Here is a 16,702-nt window from a genome sequence, read left to right on the forward strand (position 1 = left end):
GAGCGGGGATCGGGCGCCAGCCTCATTTCGGCGGGACGGGCGGCTCGTCGTCGGGCTGGATGCAAGCCGAGAGGTCGAAGAGCATGAAGAGCAGCGCCTTCTCCTGCGGCGAGAGATCCGTCGTCTTGCACCCGTTCGGGAACGCAGCGCCGATCTCGTCGCCCGAGGAGACGTGAATGTCGCTGAAGACGACGCGGCCGCACTGGTTCTCCTCGGCCACGCCGATCGGCGTGTTGAACGTGAGGTACTGGACCGAGCCCGGGTTTTCTCCGTAAATCCAGCGGCGCGAGATGGCCGGATTGACCTCGTCGACCGTGTGCTGTCCTTCCTTGATGACGAGCTGGCCAGCGGTGGTCGAGGCGTTGACGTTGACGAGCCAGTCGCGGAGCGCGGCGCCCTTGGGGAAGGAGTCGTCGATCTTCGCGGTGAAGGGGTTCGCGAGGTCGGGCTGGTGGTTGAAGACGGCCGTGTCCGGGAAGGGATCGGGGCCCTGTTCGAGCCAGTAGTTGTGCCAGTGCGAGGCGAAGATGCGCCCGCCCTGGGAGGCGTAATCGAACATGGCCTGACGCGCGGCCGCGGGCTTCTGCGAGCCGTTCTGAGCGGCCTCGCAGGCCATGAGGATGACGTCGTACTTCTTGAGGCTGTCGACGTTGGCCCAAAGCGTGGTCGCGGCGGCGAACGAGGCGCCGTTGTTGAGCGACGCGGCGTACTTGTTCGAGCCGCCGGGGCCCGAGAAGAGCTGGACACGGCCATTGCCGTCCGCAGGCGTGAACTCGGCGTCGTCGATGCCGATCTTGCGCAGGAGGCACTCGAGCGGATCAGCGCCGCCGGTGGTGAGCGCGATGTGCGGGATATCTCCCTCGGACTGGTTGCGCGGCAGGCGCGTGACGTTGGCGTCGGTGAGCGCGTTGTCGACGCACTCGGTGACCTCGGGCAGGATGATCTGCCGGCGCCACTTGCCGACCTGGATCACGAGCGGGATGTCCTTGCCGACAGGGACGTCCTCCAGGACGAACCTGCCCTGGGTGTCCGTGAGCGCAGTGACCACCGGGTCACCGGAGAGCACGGAGCCGCATTGATCGCAGCTCGCGCCTGCGGGGAGCGGCTTCAGCTCCTCGTTCGGGATGTAGACGGTGACGTTGTAGAGCGGGGTTTTGCCGGCCGGATCGTAGACCTTGCCGGTCACCGTGGTCTTGGCGCCGCCGGCGCAGTTGACCTGCTGGCATTCGAGGTTCGAACAAGGCGGCCCGCCGCCCGTGAAGATGCCGCCGACGCCGTCGGCACCCGTGCCGCCCTGGCCCATGCCGCCCATGCCGCCCTGGGCCGTGCCCGCCGATCCGCCCGAGCCAGTGGGCGTGGAGCTGCCACCCCCGCCACAAGCGCCCGCCGAAAGCCCGACGAGGATCGCCAAGGTCGCGCCGATCCCGACGCAAACCGCGTGTTTGCCTCTCATGTTGCTGCCTCTCTCCCGGCGCCGCGGCGCCAAGCAAAGAACCCGAGCGCGCACCGAGCAAGGCAGCGATCGCAGCTCACCCGGCCGTCTGCATTGTGCATCAGCCGCGAGAGCACTGCATCGCCGTCACGTGAGGGACGGGAGAGGCGTTCTTCGGAGGACGCCGCCTCGAAGGGGAGGCAGCGTCCGGCGATGAATCGTAGTGCCCAGGGTCGGAATCGAACCAACCACACGCGGATTTTCAATCCGCTGCTCTACCAACTGAGCTACCTGGGCGTCGTCCGTGGTTGCTCTTGCGAGCTCCGCGGACCGCGTACGTTACGCGGACCGTCTTCTAAGTCAAGCGTCCAATCGTTCTTCCACGACAATTTTTTCATCCGCGGGAACGGGCAGCGGGCTCGGGGCCTCCGTCGAAGGGTTTTTCGCGGGGTTTTCCGCAAGGAGGTCGTCGACCGGCGCCGGGGGCTCGGCCGGATCGGCGGCGGAAGGAAGCGCGGCCCGCGGGGGCTCGGCGTCGTCGTCGGCAGGGGATGCAGGGAGCGAGACCGGGACGACTGGCTCGTTCGTCGTCTGGGGGAGGACACGATCGACGTGGCGGAGGGCCGCCGCGAGCCAGGAAGCGCGGAGGAACAAGACCGCCAGCACGGATGCTTGGTGCACCAAGAATGCGGCGAAGACCTGCGCCTTGCGCTCGACGCCGATGCGGGAGCCGAGGACGACCGCAGCGCCGAGGAACACGGCGCCGAGCGCAGCACGCCAGAACCAACCGGCGAGGAGCGCGAGCGGAGCACTGCGAACAGCCGCGAAGGCGCGCTTGATGGAGGCACGCATGCCGAGCTCGCCACGGACGGCCGCGGCGCGCGCGATGTCGTGGAAGACGGAGACGAGGAGGACGAGGATGATCGCGGCGGCGACGAAGCCGACGCGCACCTGATCCGCGGCGCGCAAGTCGATCGTCTGCCTGCGCGCGAAGGCGTTGCCGATGGCGATCATGACGCCGCCGAGCAGCGCCTCGATCAGCGCCGCAGCGCCGAGCAGGAGCGAGAAGGTGCCGAGGGGGCGGAGCGCCCACGCGCCGAGATCACGGGCGGCGACGCGGCCCTTCGCGCCGAGCGCGCCGAGGAGCGCGCCGAGCGGCAAGAGGCTGACGAAGCAGACGAGAACGAAGAGCAGGAGCGTGCTCGCGCTCGAAGGGCGGAGAGCTCCGGTTGAACGGCGCAACGCTTCGAGGAGGAGCAGGCCGCCTTGATCGAAGAGCACGGCGTCGCCACGCGGGTAGCCGGAGACGGCGCCGCCGAGCGTGACGGCGAAGGGCCACGCGAGCAGGAAGGCCGCGACGAGGCGGAACGCGTAGACGAGCAACACGACCCCGGGGCGCTTGCGCGCGAGGGGTCTGTCTTCGATCGTGCCTTGCGCGTGGTTCATGGTGCTCACGGAGCGAGGAGCCAGAGGAGGAGCTCGGCGCCGAACATGCCACGCTCGAGCACACGCGAGCCGACGCCGCCGCCTCGCTCGTTCTGCGCGTTGTTCAAGAGGTCGTCGTCGAGCAGCACGCGATGCTCGGGATCGATGATGGCCCCGACGAGCCGGCGTTCGCCCTCGTAGTCGACCTCGTGCGTGACGCCCTTGCCTTCCCAGCGCACGCGCTTCGTCGAGCCGTCCTCCATCACGAGGTCGATGTCGACGGGGAAGACGAGCGTGCCGCGGCGCCGGACGAGGACACGGCCGCGGTAGCCGTACGTGTCGAGCACGGGCGCGGCGGAGGGGCTCTGCGGATCGCCGAACAGGCCGCCGAGCGGCTCCATCCGGTTCGAGCTGATCTCGGCGACGGAGTAGTCGACCCAGCCGCGCTCGAAGATCGCCTGACGCGCGGCGAGCTCAGCGTCGGGCCCGAGCGTGTCGCGGAGGATGCCGAGGAGCTCCTCGGGCCCAGGGTGGCGGAAGCGGTAGCGGCGCGTGTAACGGCCGATCGCCTCGCGGACGCGATCCGGGCCGTAGACGCCCGCGAGCGTGTTCAAGATGGTGGCCGTGCGCGAGTAGACGAGCGAGCCGTAGTCGCTGCCGCTCGCGAAGCGCGCGGCGGACTGCGCGACGGCGTCGTTGTGCTCGACCTCGGCGGCGGCGACGCGGTAGGCTGAGGGGAGCGCGACACCAAAGCCCCCCGGCAAGCGCAGCGCCGAATTGCCGGGCCAGCGCGCCTCCATGGACTCGCCCTCCGCGTACGTGTTGAGGCCCTCGTCGAGGAACGGGAAGGCATGCTCGTTCGTCGCGACGAGCCCGTAGAACCACTGATGCCCGAGCTCGTGGAGGGTCACGCCTTCGATGGCGCGCGCGCCCGTCTCGGGTGTCCACCACGCGCCGCCCGTGGTGATCAGCGTGGGGTACTCCATGCCGCCGGCTTCACCGGCGCCGCGCGGCGGATGCACGATCGTGACCGTGCCGTACGGGTACTTTCCGTACGCCGCGCCGAAGTGCTCGAGCCCGAACCGGACCGCGTCGAGCTCGATCGTCGCGACGCGATCGAAGCCCGGCGGATAGAGGCAACGAAGCGCGACGCCGTCCGCTGTCGTCGCCGTGACCTCGCGGAAGTGATCCCACGCGGTGAACGCGAAGTCGTGCACGTCCTCCTGCAGGAAGCGGCGCTCGATGCGGCCGCCCTTCGCGGTCTCCTTGTCGAGCCTGCCGGTCGCGCCGATGACGAAGCCCTCGGGCGCGTCGATCGTGACGTCGTAGTTGCCGTAGTCCGCGTAAAACTCCGAGAAGCGATAGAACGGGAAGTGCGCCCAGCGCCCATCGGGCTCGATCTTCGCGAGCTTGGGGAACCACTGCGCGACCATGTGGAAGCTCTCGGCGAACCCGGTCCGCAGCGTGACGCTCGGCAGATCGGAGACGAACGCGACGTCGAGCGTGAGCGTCTCGCCTGGCTCGATCGCGCGCGGCAAGGGCACGCGGATGTCGGTCTCGTCGTCGGGATCGCCGGGCGTGTGGCGATCGGCCTTGTCCCAAAGCTCGCTGTCGAGCTCGCGTGCGAAGAGCTTCGAGACGCGGATCCAGCCGTAGTCGGCGAGCGCGCCGCCGCCGCGGAAGCCCCGCGCGCGCTGCCGCATGTAGTTCGTCTTCTCGTTCTTGAAGGCGTTCAGGTAGAGGTGCAGCCAGATCTCGCGCTGCGGGATGTGCGAGGCGTTGCGCCAGACGATCGTGCCCTCGCCACGCACCTGGTGGAGCGTCGGATCGAGCGTGGCGCGCAGCGTGTAGCTCGCGACGGGATCCGCGTGCGCGGCCATGGGCTCGGCGGCGAACGCTGGGAGCGCGCCGGAGCCCGCGCTGCTCGGAGGGATCACGGCTTCGGCGAGCTCGACGCCCGCCGCAGCGGGAGGCTCTGCCGAGACGCTCGCAGTCGCCGCGAGCGCTGCGCCGTAGGTCGCGCCGAGGCCCACGGCGATGGCGAGGGCCGTCCGGCCCCACCCACCCCGCCCCCCCTGTCGTTGGTTCATCGTCTTCCTCTCGGGAACGTCGCGAGATCGAGCTTGTTCGCCACGAGCAGATCGTGGACGACCCGCAGCACCTCGATCGTCGGCAGGCCCGTGGCGCCGATGATGTCTTCGATCGAGGCCGCGCCGTCGATCGAAGCGACGATCATGCGCCCACGCTCGTCGAGGCCCCGCGCGAGCTCCTCGATGGAGGCCCTGAGCCGCGGCACGTGGCTCATCTCGCCGATGCGCGCCATGTACTTCTGCTTCAGCATCTGCCGCGAACTCTCGGCGTAGCTGAGCGCGCCGATGTTGTCCGGAGCGTCCGCGAGGATCGCCTCCGCGAGCGCGAGCGCGGCGCGATGATCCCCGGCCTCGTAACGTGACCGCACCTCGTTGAGCCGCTCGCTCACGGGCACGCTCGGCACGGGCGAGGAGCGCTCGCCCGACATGAGCGACTCGGCGCTGCGTGATCCCGTCTCGGATCCACGCCTGCGGTGCGACGGACGCCCTGCATTGCTCGGCGGCGCGGGCGGCGGCGCGTCCAGCGTGGGCTTCACGGTCCGCGTCGGCGTGAGGCGTGACGCGAGGCGCGGACGCTCGTCGATCGGGCGAGGGCGAGGCGTCTCCTCGGGCGCCGGCGTGGGCGTCGGCGCTGGCGCGGGTACACGCGCGCGCATGGGCTCTTCCGCCGGGCGTGAGCGCGGAGGCTCTTCCGTCGGACGCGAGCGCGGAGGTTCTTCCGTCGGGCGTGAGCGCGGAGGCTCCGTTTCGAGCGTCCGCGGCGGCGGCTCGGTCTCGATCGTGTCTCGCGCGCGAAAGAACTCCACGCCGAGCTCCTCGAACACGGCATCCGCGGTGTCGAGCGCGCGCGCCGTGAGCGACGACGACGATTCGCGCGCGGCGATGCCGCGATAGAGCGGCTCGTGCTCTTCGAGCAGCCCGGGGGCCACGCCCGGGAGCGTGTCCTGATCGAGCATCGGCGGTGGCATCGTGGCGAGATCGTCCTGCCGCATGTCGACGGTGTCGTCGCCACGCGGCGGCATCGTCTTCGCGTCGTCCCGCTGCGGCGGCTCGGTGTCGTCGCCGCGCGGCGGGATCGTCTTCGCCTCGTGGAGCGGCCGCGGCGGGATCGTGTCGTCGCCGCGCGGCGGGATCGTCTTTGCGTCGTCGCCGCGCGGCCGCACCGTGTCCACGTCGCTCGCCGGCGGCGGGATCGTCTCGGCGGCCGCGGAGGAGGACCCGCGCGGCTCGTCGCTCGCCTCGGGCCGCATCATCTGCTCGACGAGCTGCTCCATGGGAATGGGCGGCGGCAACGTCTCGCGCTCCTGGATGAACTCCGGCAGCGGTTCGGCGTCGCCAAACGAGACCGAGACCACGGGCTGCGGCGGACGCACGGTGTCACCGGCGAGGCCGAGGCCTCGCGGCACGACTGGCTTCCGCGCGCCGCGATCCGCGGCGGCCTTGCCTTCCGGGCCCAGTCCCTGGTCTCCGGTCTCTTCGTTCGATCGTTCGGGAGGCTTTTGCGACATCACACCCCGACCAAGCGTCGCGCCGTGCTCACCCTTGCGGCCTGGCGATGACGCCCTTGAACATCCGGTGCGTGCGGGCGAGCGAGTCCATCTGACCACGAAGCGCGGTCAAATCCTTACGGGCGATCGCATCGCGGCAACGCTCGAGGATGGCGCGCGCCTTCTCGATGGCGTCACGCCCGAAATCGCTGGACTGAACGATGGCCTGTACCTTCGGGAACATCTTCTCGATGTCCGCGATGACCTTCTCGGCTTCCTGCTTGACCCCTTCGAATTCGTCGTTCGAGCGACGCTCGACGAGGTACTCCTTGGCGGCCTCCATCATCGCGCCGACCTCCTCCTTCGTGAGGCCGCTGGAAGCCGTGACCTGGATCGACTGCTGCTGGCCGGTCTCGAGGTCCTTCGCGCCGACGGAGACGATGCCGTCGCTGTCGATGGCGAACGTCACCTCGATCTCGACCTGACCCTTCGGCGCGCGCCGGAGCCCCGTGAGGACGAACTCGCCGAGCAGCTCGTTGCCCTCAGCCTGCGCGCTCTCGCCCTGCATGACCAGGATCTTCACGGCCGTCTGGTTGTCGCGGCTCGTCGTGAAGATCTTCGACCGGCTCGTGGGCACGGTCGTGTTCATCGGGATGAGCTCATCGAAGTTCGACCCGTGCGTCATGATGCCGAGCGCGTGCGGCGTGACGTCGAGCAGCACCATCTGCTTCGACTCGTCGACGAGCGCGGCGCCCTGCACGGCCGCGCCGAGCGCGACGACCTCGTCGGGGTGCACGCCCTTGCAAGGCTCGCGGCCGAAGAACTGGCGCACGGCCTCCTGCACACGCGGCATGCGCGTCATGCCACCGACGAGGATCACGTCCTCGATCTCCTCGCGCTCGATGCGCGCGTCCTCGAGCGTCTGGCGGCAGATCTCGATGCAGCGCTCGACGAGGTCGCCGCAGAGCGACTCCATCGAATCGCGCGTGAGCGTGCGCTGGAGGTGCAAGGCCTCGTTGCGCCCGCTCGAGATGATGAACGGCAGGTTGATCTCGGTCTCGCGCACGCCCGAGAGCTCGCACTTGGCCTTCTCGGCGGCGTCCTTGAGCCGCTGCAGGGCCATGCGGTCCTGCCGGAGATCGACGCTCGTCTGATCGCGGAAGCCCTGCACGAGCCAGTCGATGATCCGCGCGTCGAAGTCCTCGCCGCCGAGGAACGTGTCGCCTGCCGTCGCGATGACCTTGAAGACGCCGCCTGCGCCGATCTCCAGGATGGAGATGTCGAAGGTGCCGCCGCCGAGATCAAAGACCGCGATGGTCTTCTCGACGTTGCGCTCGAAGCCATACGCGAGCGCGGCGGCGGTCGGCTCGTTGACGATGCGGATGACGTCGAGCCCCGCGATCTGCCCCGCGTCCTTCGTGGCCTGGCGCTGGCCATCGTTGAAGTACGCGGGCACGGTGATGACGGCCTTCGTGACGGGCTCCGAGAGGTAGTCCTCCGCGAAGAGCTTCATCTCCTGCAGCACCATCGCGCTGATCTCGGGGACCGAGTAGGTCTTGTCGCGGAGCTGGATCCGCACGTCGCCGTGCGGCCCCTCGACGATGCGATACGACGCCGAGAGCATCGCGTGCTTGACCTGCGAGGACGAGTACTTGCGCCCGATGAGGCGCTTGGCGGCGTAGACCGTGTTCTCCGCGTTCGTGATCGCCTGCCGCTTCGCGATGTGACCGACGAGGCGCTTGCCAGCCTCGGTGATCGCCACCATCGAAGGGGTCGTCTTGTAACCGCCGCGGTTGGGGATGACGGTCGGTACGCCGTCCTCGACGATGGCTACGCACGAGTTCGTGGTGCCGAGATCGATTCCGATGACGCGCTCCATCGATTCAGGTGCTCCGTGGAGGGGGGTGCCGGGGAGAGTCGTGCAAAAGTACGGCGAGACCGCTGCCGCCGGGGATCATTTCTCCGGTTCGCCGCCGTCTGGTTTCTTCATCTGCGCGCGAAGCTGCGCGATCGCCTCACGCATCCTAGCATCGTTCGGCGAAAGCTCGGCGGCGCGCTCCATCTCGACCCGCGCGGTCGTCTCCAGCCCGGCTGCCATGTAGGCCCGCGCCAGGGTGAGCCTGTACTCGCCGACACCAGGCGCAAGCTTCACCGCGCGCCGTGCGAAATCGAGGGCGCGGCGGTTGTTCTGGCCGCTCTTGAGTGTGCAAAACGCTACGCGCTCGTGAGGTCGGGGGTCATCTCCCCTCGCTTTGCAGACGTTCGCGAAACTCATGGCCGCCTCCGACCAGCGGCCCTGGCTGGCCTCGTATTCGGCCTGCCGCAAAAAGCCCTCCGCAAGCTCCGCCGCCGCCTGCTGCTGGGCCTCGGTCGCCTTGCGCGCGAGGCCCTCGTCCTCGGGCGCGAGAGCCACCGCGAGCCGATAGGCGTTCGCCGCGGCCGCGAGATCCCTCCGCTCGAGGGCCACCTTCGCCGCCAGCACGTACCGCTCGAGTTGCAGCCGCCGCGCCTCGTTCCTCGTCGCGTCATAGCGGCGGAAGGGATCCCCCGCGGGCTGGGAAGGCGTCGCGGGCGCGGTAGAGCCGCCGGCCATGTCGGGCACCGCGCGCCGGAGTGAATGGCTCGCGAGCTTCGCGCTGAAGGAACGGCGCATCCGCACGCTCTCCGGGCTCCCGCTCACATCCTCGCCAACGAGGCGCCCAGGCAACGTCGGAGGCCCGCTCCCCGGCGTATCCTCGGCGGCTGCGACGACCGCGGGGATGTCGGTCGGATCGTGCTCCAGGAGCGCGGCCATCGTCCGGTTTCGACGCGTCTGCTCGAGGTACGCGTCGTACTCCGCGCGGCGCTGCTTCGACGTGAGCACGTCGTGCGCGAGCGTGAGCCTGTCGAAGATCGCCTCGATCCGTTGCTTGAACGTGCCGAGCTTCTTCCGGAAGTACTTGTCGGGATGGAACTCCGGCGCGAGCACCCAGTACGCGCTCTTGATCTGCTTCTTGTCCGCGTCGATGGGGACGCCGAGCAGCTCGTAGTGGTTGCGCTCGTCGAGCGCGTTGTAGAGCTCGATGACCCGCTTCTTCTTCGCGTGATCGAGATCGACGGGCTCTTCGAGCTCCGGATCGACGATCCGCGGCTGCTCGACCGTGAGTTCGATCGCGCGCCGTGTTGCGGGCGGCGCGTCGACGCCCGCGTCGACGCCGCTGCGGCGCTCGGCCGAGAGCTCGATGCTACGCCGGGTCGGCGGCGGCAGATCCGCGAGCGGCTCGAAGCTCCGGCGGCTCGCGGGCGGCGCATCGACCGTCGGCTCGAACCTCCGCGACGACGGCCCCGCGCCGAAGCTGCCTTCGAAACTGCGGCTCGGCGGGCCCTCGGTTCCCCGGCTCGACGCGGCGCCCGAGGCCGGCGCCACGCTCGGGTGCGCGCGACGGGACACCGGGGCCCTCGGCTCGTTGAAGTCGACGGCGCCGAGCACGAAGAGCCGATCCAGCGCAGTCGTCACCTCGGCTTGCGAGAGGCCGGTGATGAGCGAGAGCTCACGCTCGCTCACCACGCCGTCGATGCGCGAGAGCAGGTAAGCCTCGTCGGGCCTGAGCGGCAGCGACTTGATGTCGCACCCGGGCACCGGCCTAGGAACACGCACCATGGGGGAACCGGACGTAGCGGACGCGAAACCGAGCGTTCAGTCTAGTGAGGATCGAGCGCGCCCCGCAACGCAACCGGACGCCCGAGAGGCACGAAGCTCCCGAGCCACGCCTCCGGCCATGCTGCAATGCGTCGTTCGAGCTCTGCCGTGATTCTCGTCATGAGAACGCCCTCGGCGCAAGAATCCGGACCAAGATCGTCGAGGGGAACGCGGGAGATCTGGACGATCGGGAGCGACGAACCCGCGGCGTTCGACCCCGACGCAGCCGGCGCGCACGTGCCCACGACCACCGCGGCTCGACGCGCGAGCGCGATCCGTGCGGGGCCGATCGGAACAAGGACATCCGCGCCGAAGAGGCGTCGGGTGACCGAGGGTACACGCGCGGGGACATCGACGAGAAATCCCACGGCGCGGCCTTTTGCAAGCTCGCGTGCGATGGACAGCGCGGCGCCGCGCCGGCCCCGGTAGAGTGAACGAACCCCTCGCGGACGACGCAGCCGCTCGTAGAGCTCGGTGAAGCGCGGGTCGTAGCTCTCGCGCGCGACCGTGGCCACCGGGAATCCCTCCTCGACGAGGAGCGCGGCCATGCGCTCCCAGGGCCCGAGGTGCGCTGCGACGAACACCACGCCGCGCCCCTCCGCGAGCGCCTCCGCGAACACCCGATGCGACGCCGGATCGAGAGAGAGCCGCGCGCCTGCGCGCTCGCCCGGCCGCAAGAGATCGAGCGTGTCGGCGAGCATCTCCGCGACGGTCGTGAAGACACTTTGAGCACGAACGTTTGAGGGACCGAGCCCGGCTTCGAGCCTCGTCGTGACGATCCGCCGCGTGCGCGGGAGGACGACGTACGCGACGAGCCCGAGCGCGCGACAAACGGCTCGGAGAGCACGCCGCGGGAGGAGCAACGCGAAGGCCAGAAGGGCCCGCACGAGGACGTACACGACGTCGTTCTTCAGCCGTTGCCGCGGGGTCCACGTCCCTCCCTCGCGGACGTCGGCGACGGGCTCTTCGCTCGCCACGCGCGTGCTCAGCGCGCGCCGCCGTCGCCGAGCGCCGAGGAGATCACCTGATCCTGGATCCGCACGGCCTCGTCGAACGCATCCATCGCGGCCTTGCGCGCGCGATCGCGATCGGCGCCCTCGGGAAGCGACTTCGCGCGCCGCTCCTCGACGAGCCCACGCACCTCGAAGAGGTGGCCACGGAAGTACGTCGTCTCCTGTGCCAGCGCGAGCCCCGCGTCGACGTCGCGAAGCGCCGTGTCGAACTCGCTGCGCGCGCTGCGCAGATCAGCGAGGCGTGCGTACGTGTCCGAGAGGACCTCGCTCGCCTCGGGCAGAGGCGTCGCGCCGCCGGGGCGCGCGCCGCCCGTGAGCGATTCCAGTGAGGCGATCGCGCCTGCCACGTCGCCCGAGGCCTCCGCGAGATCGGCCTTGTGGTGCGCGGCGCGCGCCTTCGACAGGAACGCGAGCAGCACCGAGTCGACGACCGGCGTGGCACCTGGCTCGCACGCCGAAGGCTGCGTCGCTGCGCGCTCCGATCGCGCGCAGCTCACGCCGACGGCGCTCATCACCGCGAGCACGAGCGCCGCGATCGTGATCTTCGCCGAGCTGCGCTTCATCGCACACCCCACAAGGCGAAGCGGTTCTGCCGGAGCTCCGTGGCGCGCGCGCTCGCGATGCGATCGACGCGCGCCGACGCGCCGCCGACACGCGGGAACGGCGTGTCGAAGAGCTCGCCTGCCGAGCGCGATCGCTGAAGCTCCGAAGCCTCCGCGACCGTGCTCTCCGTCGAAGGACGCAGCGTGAGCACGAAGCCCGCAGCCGCTGCGACCGCCATGACGACCGCCGCCGTGACGACCGAAAGCACGCGCCCCTTGCGCGGCTGCGCCGACGTTCGTCCGAGCGCGCGCGCGATGAGCGCCTCGTTCCGGAGCGGCTCGATCGCGCGCGGCTTGTGCGCCGCGACGAGCGCCTCCGCCAGCTCCGCGAGCGGCGCCCTCCGTTCCTCTCCACGAGGCGCGTCGAGCGCATCACGCAACCGTGTGGCACCCGCGCGCTCGGAGGCCGTCGGCGGCTCGTCCTCGCTCTCGGCGCGCGCCTCGCTCTTGCCGAGCGCGCGCTCGATCAGCGCGTCGTTCAGCGCGTCGTCGAGCGACGCCGGCGCGCTCGCCGATCGCAGCACCACGGCGAGCGGGTGCTCTCCCTTCTCCAGCGACGCGCGGAGCGCCTCGGCCTCCGCGAGCTCCTCGGGCGACGGCGGCGACTCGTCCTCGAACGCCACGCGCTCGTCCGGACGAACCAACCTGAGCTTGTGCTCCCTTTTCATCGCGGAGCCTCCCTCGACGCGAGCTTGCCCTCGGCCACGCGAGGCACGTCGATCGCCTTCTTCAGCGCTGCGAGCGCGCGGTGCAGCACCACGTCGAACGTCGAGACCGTCACGCCGAGCGCGCTCGCCACCTCTTCGCGGGATCGCTCTTCGAGCACGCGCAGCCGGATCGCCTCGGCGTACCGCGGATGGATCGATCGCAAGGCCGCTTCGACCCGCGCGCGCGCCTCGGCGAGGTCACGCTTCTCGCAGAGCTCTGCCTCGCCGTTTGTCTGTGGATCGGCCTCGGCCGCGTCGATCTCGCGCTGCAGATCGTCTGGCTCGTAGAGCGTCTCGCGCTTGCGTGATCGCAGGATGTCGTACGCGATGCGCAGACCCACGACGCGCAGCCACGGGTAGACGCCCGCGTCTTGCCACTGGAACTGATGGAACCGCTCCACGACGCGCGCGTACGTCTCGGCGAGCGCGTCCTGCGCGAGCGCCTCGCGCCCGAGACGCGGCAGCAGCACCGAGCGGTAGAGGATCGGCCCGTAGCGACGCAGGAGCTGCCCGAGCGCCGCGCGATCCCCGGCCCTCGCGCGCTCGCAGAGCTCGCGCTCTGCTTCGAGATCCGTACGCGCAACGGCCACGGACGCCACCATACCTGGACTCGGCCTCGGCCGCACAGCCTGGACCGGCGACGGCTTCTCCGCGCGCGGCAAGGGCACCGGACGACGACCGAGCCCGACCGCGAGCAGAAGCGCCGCCATCGGATCCTGGGCGGGCGGCGCGAGCGGACGGAACGCGAGGGCTAACGCTTGCACGCCCGGAGAACGGCCTTTGCCGCTCGACCTTACGGGCGATCGCCACCACATTGAGCCCCGGCGCGCGGTCACGCGCCCCATCCTCCGGCCTCGAACGGATTTTCTCGCTGCAAAGGCCGGAGTTTCCACCAAGGGAGCGACGACTTGACCGAAGAAGCTCACTCCTCGCGGACGAAGGCGGTGCCCTGCGCGCGCTGCGGCGCGCTGAACGGAGCCGGCTTCGATCGCTGCGTCCGCTGCGGGCAGGCGCTCTCCACCGTCGCTCGTTCCGTCGATCGCCTCGGCGCGCGGCTCGATCCGGACGCGCTCCTCGCCTCGAAGCTCGTGATTGGGCTCACGCTCCTGGTGTTTGCGGCGCAGGTGTATGTCGCGCTCCGCACGCGGGGCTCCGAGGACGCGCTCTCGGCGCTGCTTCGCCCGGCGCCGATCGACACCCTCCGGTTCGGGGCGGTCCACGTGCTGCTCGTCTTTGCGGAGCCGTGGCGGCTCGTCTCCGCGATCTTCGTGCATTTCGGCGCCTTGCACCTGCTCGGCAACATGTTCGTGCTCTCGTGGCTCGGCCGGATCGCCGAGCCCGCGGTGGGGCCAGCGCGCTTCCTCCTGACGTACGTCGCGGCGGGCGTCTTCGGGTTCGTCGCCTCGATGGCCTACACGCTCCTCTTTGATCCCTCGGGCGGGGCCCTCACGGCGGGCGCGAGCGGCGCCGTCTTCGGGATCATGGGGCTCGTGCTGGGGATGCTGTATCGACAGCGAAACCCGCAGTGGAAGCGGTTCGCCCTGCAAGCCGTGCTCCTCAACGTGGTGCTCGGCTTCGCCATCAACCAGGCGAACGTCGGCCTGCTCATCAACAACATCGCCCACCTGGGCGGCCTCGCCGTCGGGATCCTGCTCGGCGTGATTTTTGCTCGACCCGTGCGAGTTTCCAGCGGGAGCGGGAAATCCGACCTCGGGATGAACGTCGCCGCGGGTCTCGGCCTGCTCACGTGCGTGGCTTCGCTCGTCCTGGCACAGCTCTCGCCGACGTGGCGCGAGCTGCAACAGAGCGAAGAGCGTTCGTCGCGACGTGCGGTTCAAACGGGGGCTGTCGATTTCCAGACGAAGCGGTGATTGCAAATTCGGCTCTGACCGTCTACCGCCTCGTATCGATTTCTTCCCCAGGAGACGCCATGTCGCACAGCTCGCTTCGGCTCGCCCTTCTCGCCTCCGCGGTCGCCCTTGGCGGCTGCACCGTCTACGTCAACAACCGCCCGCCGACGAACCAGCAGCAGCAGCAAGCGCAGCCGGCACGGCAGCCGTCCCGCGGCATCCGCCGCCCGACGAACGCTCAGCGGCCCACCACCACGACGCCGACCGGCACACAAACCGGGACCACCAAGCCCGTCGTCGAGCCCCCGCGCATCAACGGCCGCACCGCCTTCGGCAACGGCTCGCTCGGCGCCTTCAAGGGCTACGCGTACGTGATCCCCGACACGACGACGAAGCTGCCGGACCTCTCGAAGATGGTCCCCTTCGCGACGCTGCTCACCGACAGCTTCATCGTCCAGCGCCAGGAGTTCTCCGGCGGCTTCCCCGGCGTCCTCGCCCAGGAAGAGTGGTTCGCGATTCGTTACGAGGGTGCCTTCGACGTCCCGCGCGACTCCCCCTACACGTTCAAGCTCGTCTCCGACGACGGCGCCATCCTCTACATCGATGGCGAGAAGCTCGTCGACAACGACGGCCTGCACGCGCCCCAGGAGGCCGCGGGCACGAAGACCCTCAAGACCGGCCGCCACCAGCTCCGCCTCGATTACATGCAGGGCAAGAAGGGTACGGTCGCTCTCACCCTCTCGGTGGGTGAAGGCGACGCCGCGCCGCGTCCCCTCGTGGGCGTTCGCTAGCTCTCTCGCGCGCGCATCTCCCCACGATCCCGACTCTCTCCGCCCTTCGTTCGCCCAACCCCTCGCAAGCGCCTTCGATCCTGCGGCTTATTCGACGCGGCGGGTGGCCATGATGCTATCGTCGCCTCGCGTATGGCGTCGGTGAACCCGCTCTCGCGGGAGCTCGTCTTCAAGATCGTCTATTACGGCCCGGGGCTCGGCGGGAAGACGACCACGCTCGAGTACATCCACGCGACGGCCAAGCCCGAGCACCGCGGCAAGCTCGTCTCGCTCGCGACGCCCGTCGACCGCACGCTCTACTTCGACTTCCTACCGATGCGCCTGCCGCCCATCCGCGGCATGAACGTGCGGCTGCAACTCTTCACCGTCCCCGGGCAGGTCTACTTCAACGCGACCCGCAAGCTCGTGCTCACGGGCTCCGACGGCATCGTGTTCGTGAGCGACTCGCAAATCGCGCGCGCCGACGCGAACCTCGAGAGCTTCGACAACCTGCGCGACAACCTCGCCGATCAAGGCCGAAACGTCGCGGACATGCCCATCGTCTTCCAGCACAACAAGCGCGACCTGCCCGACGTGCTCCCCATGGAGGAGCTCGACAGGATGCTGAACCGCTTCCGCGCGCCATCCCTGCCCGCGTCGGCGAAGACGGGCATGGGCGTGTACGAGACGCTGGAGCGGATCACGCAGGTCGTGCTCGCGGCGTTCGAGTCGCAGATCCCCGAGTCCGTGCGCGCCGCCGCCGCAGAGGCCTATGATCCGGCCGAAGAAGGGCTCGCCGCGGCGCTGCGCGACGCCTCGCGCAGCGATCGTCCGCCCGTGAGCGCCGCGATGATCAACCGCGTGGCCCCGAGCCGCGCTTGGGGCAGCGTGCCGCCCGACACGGGCATCGAGGAGCCCGAGGAGCTGAAGAGCCCCGCGATGCGCCCGCCTCCCCTGCCCGTCACGAGCTTCCCCGAGGCCCAGGAAGAGCCCACGCCGTCGAGCGCGCAGCTCGCGATCGCGCCGCCCGCCGAGGCGCCGATCCTGCCGAAGACGGAGTCCGTGCGGCCCGCGCCGCCCCCGTCCGTGCAGTCCCCGCCCACGGCTGGCAGGCCGCGCGCGCCCGAGTCGGTTCGCAGCCGGACGCGTGGCTCCGTCTTCCCTCCGCCGAAGCCGTTCGCGCCGCTCGTCCCGCAAGCGCCGGCGCCTCCGCCGTCAGCGCCGGCCACGAACCAAACGTCCGTGAACATCGCGGCGAAGGCCGAAGCTGCCGTGCACGTCGAGGCGCCGAGGGGCACCGGGCTTTCGTTCGCGGAGCTCTGGCCCGACGGCGATCACGCGCTCGTGCACAACGTCGAAGCGTCCATCGCGAGCGGTCGCTACGCCGAGGCGATCGAGCAGTGTGATGGGCTCGTGGCGCGCCAGCTCGCGAGCGCCGCGAGCTTGTTCGGCGCCTCGGATGCGCCGCGGGATCCTGGGGCGGTGCCGCTCTTGCTCGGGCTCGATGGACGCCGGTACCTGTCCTTCCGCGCGACCGTGCGCACGGCGCGCGGGGGCGGAAAGATGACCGCGCGCGACGCGCTCGCGGCCTACGCGTTCGCGGTCGACGCGCGGCTCGCGCGAAGCTCGATTCGCTGAAGGAACCGC

13 protein-coding genes and 1 tRNA gene are annotated in these 16,702 nt (G+C 69.9%); 3 read left to right on the plus strand and 11 right to left on the minus strand.

What is annotated here, in order from left to right; all coding sequences use genetic code 11:
- Window positions 1–22: 22 nt before the first annotated feature.
- The 11 genes from POL67_RS31350 to POL67_RS31400 all read right to left on the minus strand — a co-directional run bounded on the left by POL67_RS31350 (window position 23) and on the right by POL67_RS31400 (window position 13,199).
- The gene (locus POL67_RS31350; RefSeq protein ID WP_271923801.1) at window positions 23–1,453 is read right to left on the minus strand and encodes a carboxypeptidase-like regulatory domain-containing protein; all 1,431 of its coding nucleotides are present in this window, start codon (window positions 1,451–1,453) and stop codon (window positions 23–25) included.
- A gap of 203 nt (window positions 1,454–1,656) precedes the next feature.
- Window positions 1,657–1,729: transfer RNA gene (locus POL67_RS31355), tRNA-Phe, on the minus strand.
- A gap of 63 nt (window positions 1,730–1,792) precedes the next feature.
- Window positions 1,793–2,878 (minus strand): hypothetical protein, encoded by a 1,086-nt coding sequence (locus POL67_RS31360; protein ID WP_271923803.1) that lies wholly within the window; start codon window positions 2,876–2,878, stop codon window positions 1,793–1,795.
- Between the two features lie 5 nt (window positions 2,879–2,883).
- The gene (locus POL67_RS31365) at window positions 2,884–4,947 is read right to left on the minus strand and encodes a M1 family metallopeptidase (RefSeq protein WP_271923805.1); all 2,064 of its coding nucleotides are present in this window, start codon (window positions 4,945–4,947) and stop codon (window positions 2,884–2,886) included.
- On the minus strand, window positions 4,944–6,455 hold the full coding sequence (locus tag POL67_RS31370) for a hypothetical protein (RefSeq protein WP_271923807.1): 1,512 nt from the start codon (window positions 6,453–6,455) through the stop codon (window positions 4,944–4,946). Before POL67_RS31370 ends, POL67_RS31365 begins: the two co-directional genes overlap by 4 nt.
- Window positions 6,456–6,483: 28 nt before the next feature.
- Complete coding sequence (gene dnaK, locus POL67_RS31375) at window positions 6,484–8,313, minus strand: molecular chaperone DnaK (RefSeq protein WP_271923808.1); 1,830 nt, start codon at window positions 8,311–8,313, stop codon at window positions 6,484–6,486.
- A gap of 75 nt (window positions 8,314–8,388) precedes the next feature.
- Complete coding sequence (locus POL67_RS31380) at window positions 8,389–10,074, minus strand: J domain-containing protein (protein WP_271923810.1); 1,686 nt, start codon at window positions 10,072–10,074, stop codon at window positions 8,389–8,391.
- A gap of 41 nt (window positions 10,075–10,115) precedes the next feature.
- Window positions 10,116–11,090, minus strand: a complete 975-nt coding sequence (locus POL67_RS31385) for a lysophospholipid acyltransferase family protein (protein ID WP_271923813.1) — start codon at window positions 11,088–11,090, stop codon at window positions 10,116–10,118.
- Between the two features lie 8 nt (window positions 11,091–11,098).
- The gene (locus POL67_RS31390; RefSeq protein WP_271923815.1) at window positions 11,099–11,689 is read right to left on the minus strand and encodes a hypothetical protein; all 591 of its coding nucleotides are present in this window, start codon (window positions 11,687–11,689) and stop codon (window positions 11,099–11,101) included.
- On the minus strand, window positions 11,686–12,396 hold the full coding sequence (locus tag POL67_RS31395) for a hypothetical protein (RefSeq protein WP_271923817.1): 711 nt from the start codon (window positions 12,394–12,396) through the stop codon (window positions 11,686–11,688). The genes POL67_RS31390 and POL67_RS31395 overlap by 4 nt, the downstream gene beginning before the upstream one ends.
- Window positions 12,393–13,199 (minus strand): RNA polymerase sigma factor, encoded by an 807-nt coding sequence (locus POL67_RS31400; protein ID WP_271923820.1) that lies wholly within the window; start codon window positions 13,197–13,199, stop codon window positions 12,393–12,395. Before POL67_RS31400 ends, POL67_RS31395 begins: the two co-directional genes overlap by 4 nt.
- Before the next feature lie 144 nt (window positions 13,200–13,343).
- Between POL67_RS31400 and POL67_RS31405 the strand changes: the two genes are divergently transcribed.
- From POL67_RS31405 to POL67_RS31415, 3 genes are all read left to right on the plus strand, one after another.
- Window positions 13,344–14,306, plus strand: a complete 963-nt coding sequence (locus tag POL67_RS31405; protein ID WP_271923822.1) for a rhomboid family intramembrane serine protease — start codon at window positions 13,344–13,346, stop codon at window positions 14,304–14,306.
- 59 nt (window positions 14,307–14,365) lie between these two features.
- Complete coding sequence (locus POL67_RS31410; RefSeq protein ID WP_271923824.1) at window positions 14,366–15,076, plus strand: PA14 domain-containing protein; 711 nt, start codon at window positions 14,366–14,368, stop codon at window positions 15,074–15,076.
- 132 nt (window positions 15,077–15,208) lie between these two features.
- A complete protein-coding gene (locus tag POL67_RS31415) occupies window positions 15,209–16,693 on the plus strand; it encodes a GTP-binding protein (RefSeq protein ID WP_271923826.1) in 1,485 nt (494 codons plus the stop codon).
- Window positions 16,694–16,702 lie beyond the last annotated feature (9 nt).

The organism is Polyangium mundeleinium (assembly GCF_028369105.1).
In the GTDB taxonomy this organism is placed as follows: Bacteria; Myxococcota_A; Polyangia; order Polyangiales; family Polyangiaceae; genus Polyangium; species Polyangium mundeleinium.

Bases quoted from the DNA above. Each gene is read 5' to 3' on its own strand.
- POL67_RS31350 (WP_271923801.1), bottom strand. From the start codon at position 1,453: ATGAGAGGCAAACACGCGGTTTGCGTCGGGATCGGCGCGACCTTGGCG.
- POL67_RS31360 (WP_271923803.1), bottom strand. From the start codon at position 2,878: ATGAACCACGCGCAAGGCACGATCGAAGACAGACCCCTCGCGCGCAAG.
- POL67_RS31365 (WP_271923805.1), bottom strand. From the start codon at position 4,947: ATGAACCAACGACAGGGGGGGCGGGGTGGGTGGGGCCGGACGGCCCTC.
- POL67_RS31370 (WP_271923807.1), bottom strand. From the start codon at position 6,455: ATGTCGCAAAAGCCTCCCGAACGATCGAACGAAGAGACCGGAGACCAG.
- dnaK (WP_271923808.1), bottom strand. From the start codon at position 8,313: ATGGAGCGCGTCATCGGAATCGATCTCGGCACCACGAACTCGTGCGTA.
- POL67_RS31380 (WP_271923810.1), bottom strand. From the start codon at position 10,074: ATGGTGCGTGTTCCTAGGCCGGTGCCCGGGTGCGACATCAAGTCGCTG.
- POL67_RS31390 (WP_271923815.1), bottom strand. From the start codon at position 11,689: ATGAAGCGCAGCTCGGCGAAGATCACGATCGCGGCGCTCGTGCTCGCG.
- POL67_RS31395 (WP_271923817.1), bottom strand. From the start codon at position 12,396: ATGAAAAGGGAGCACAAGCTCAGGTTGGTTCGTCCGGACGAGCGCGTG.
- POL67_RS31410 (WP_271923824.1), top strand. From the start codon at position 14,366: ATGTCGCACAGCTCGCTTCGGCTCGCCCTTCTCGCCTCCGCGGTCGCC.
- POL67_RS31415 (WP_271923826.1), top strand. From the start codon at position 15,209: ATGGCGTCGGTGAACCCGCTCTCGCGGGAGCTCGTCTTCAAGATCGTC.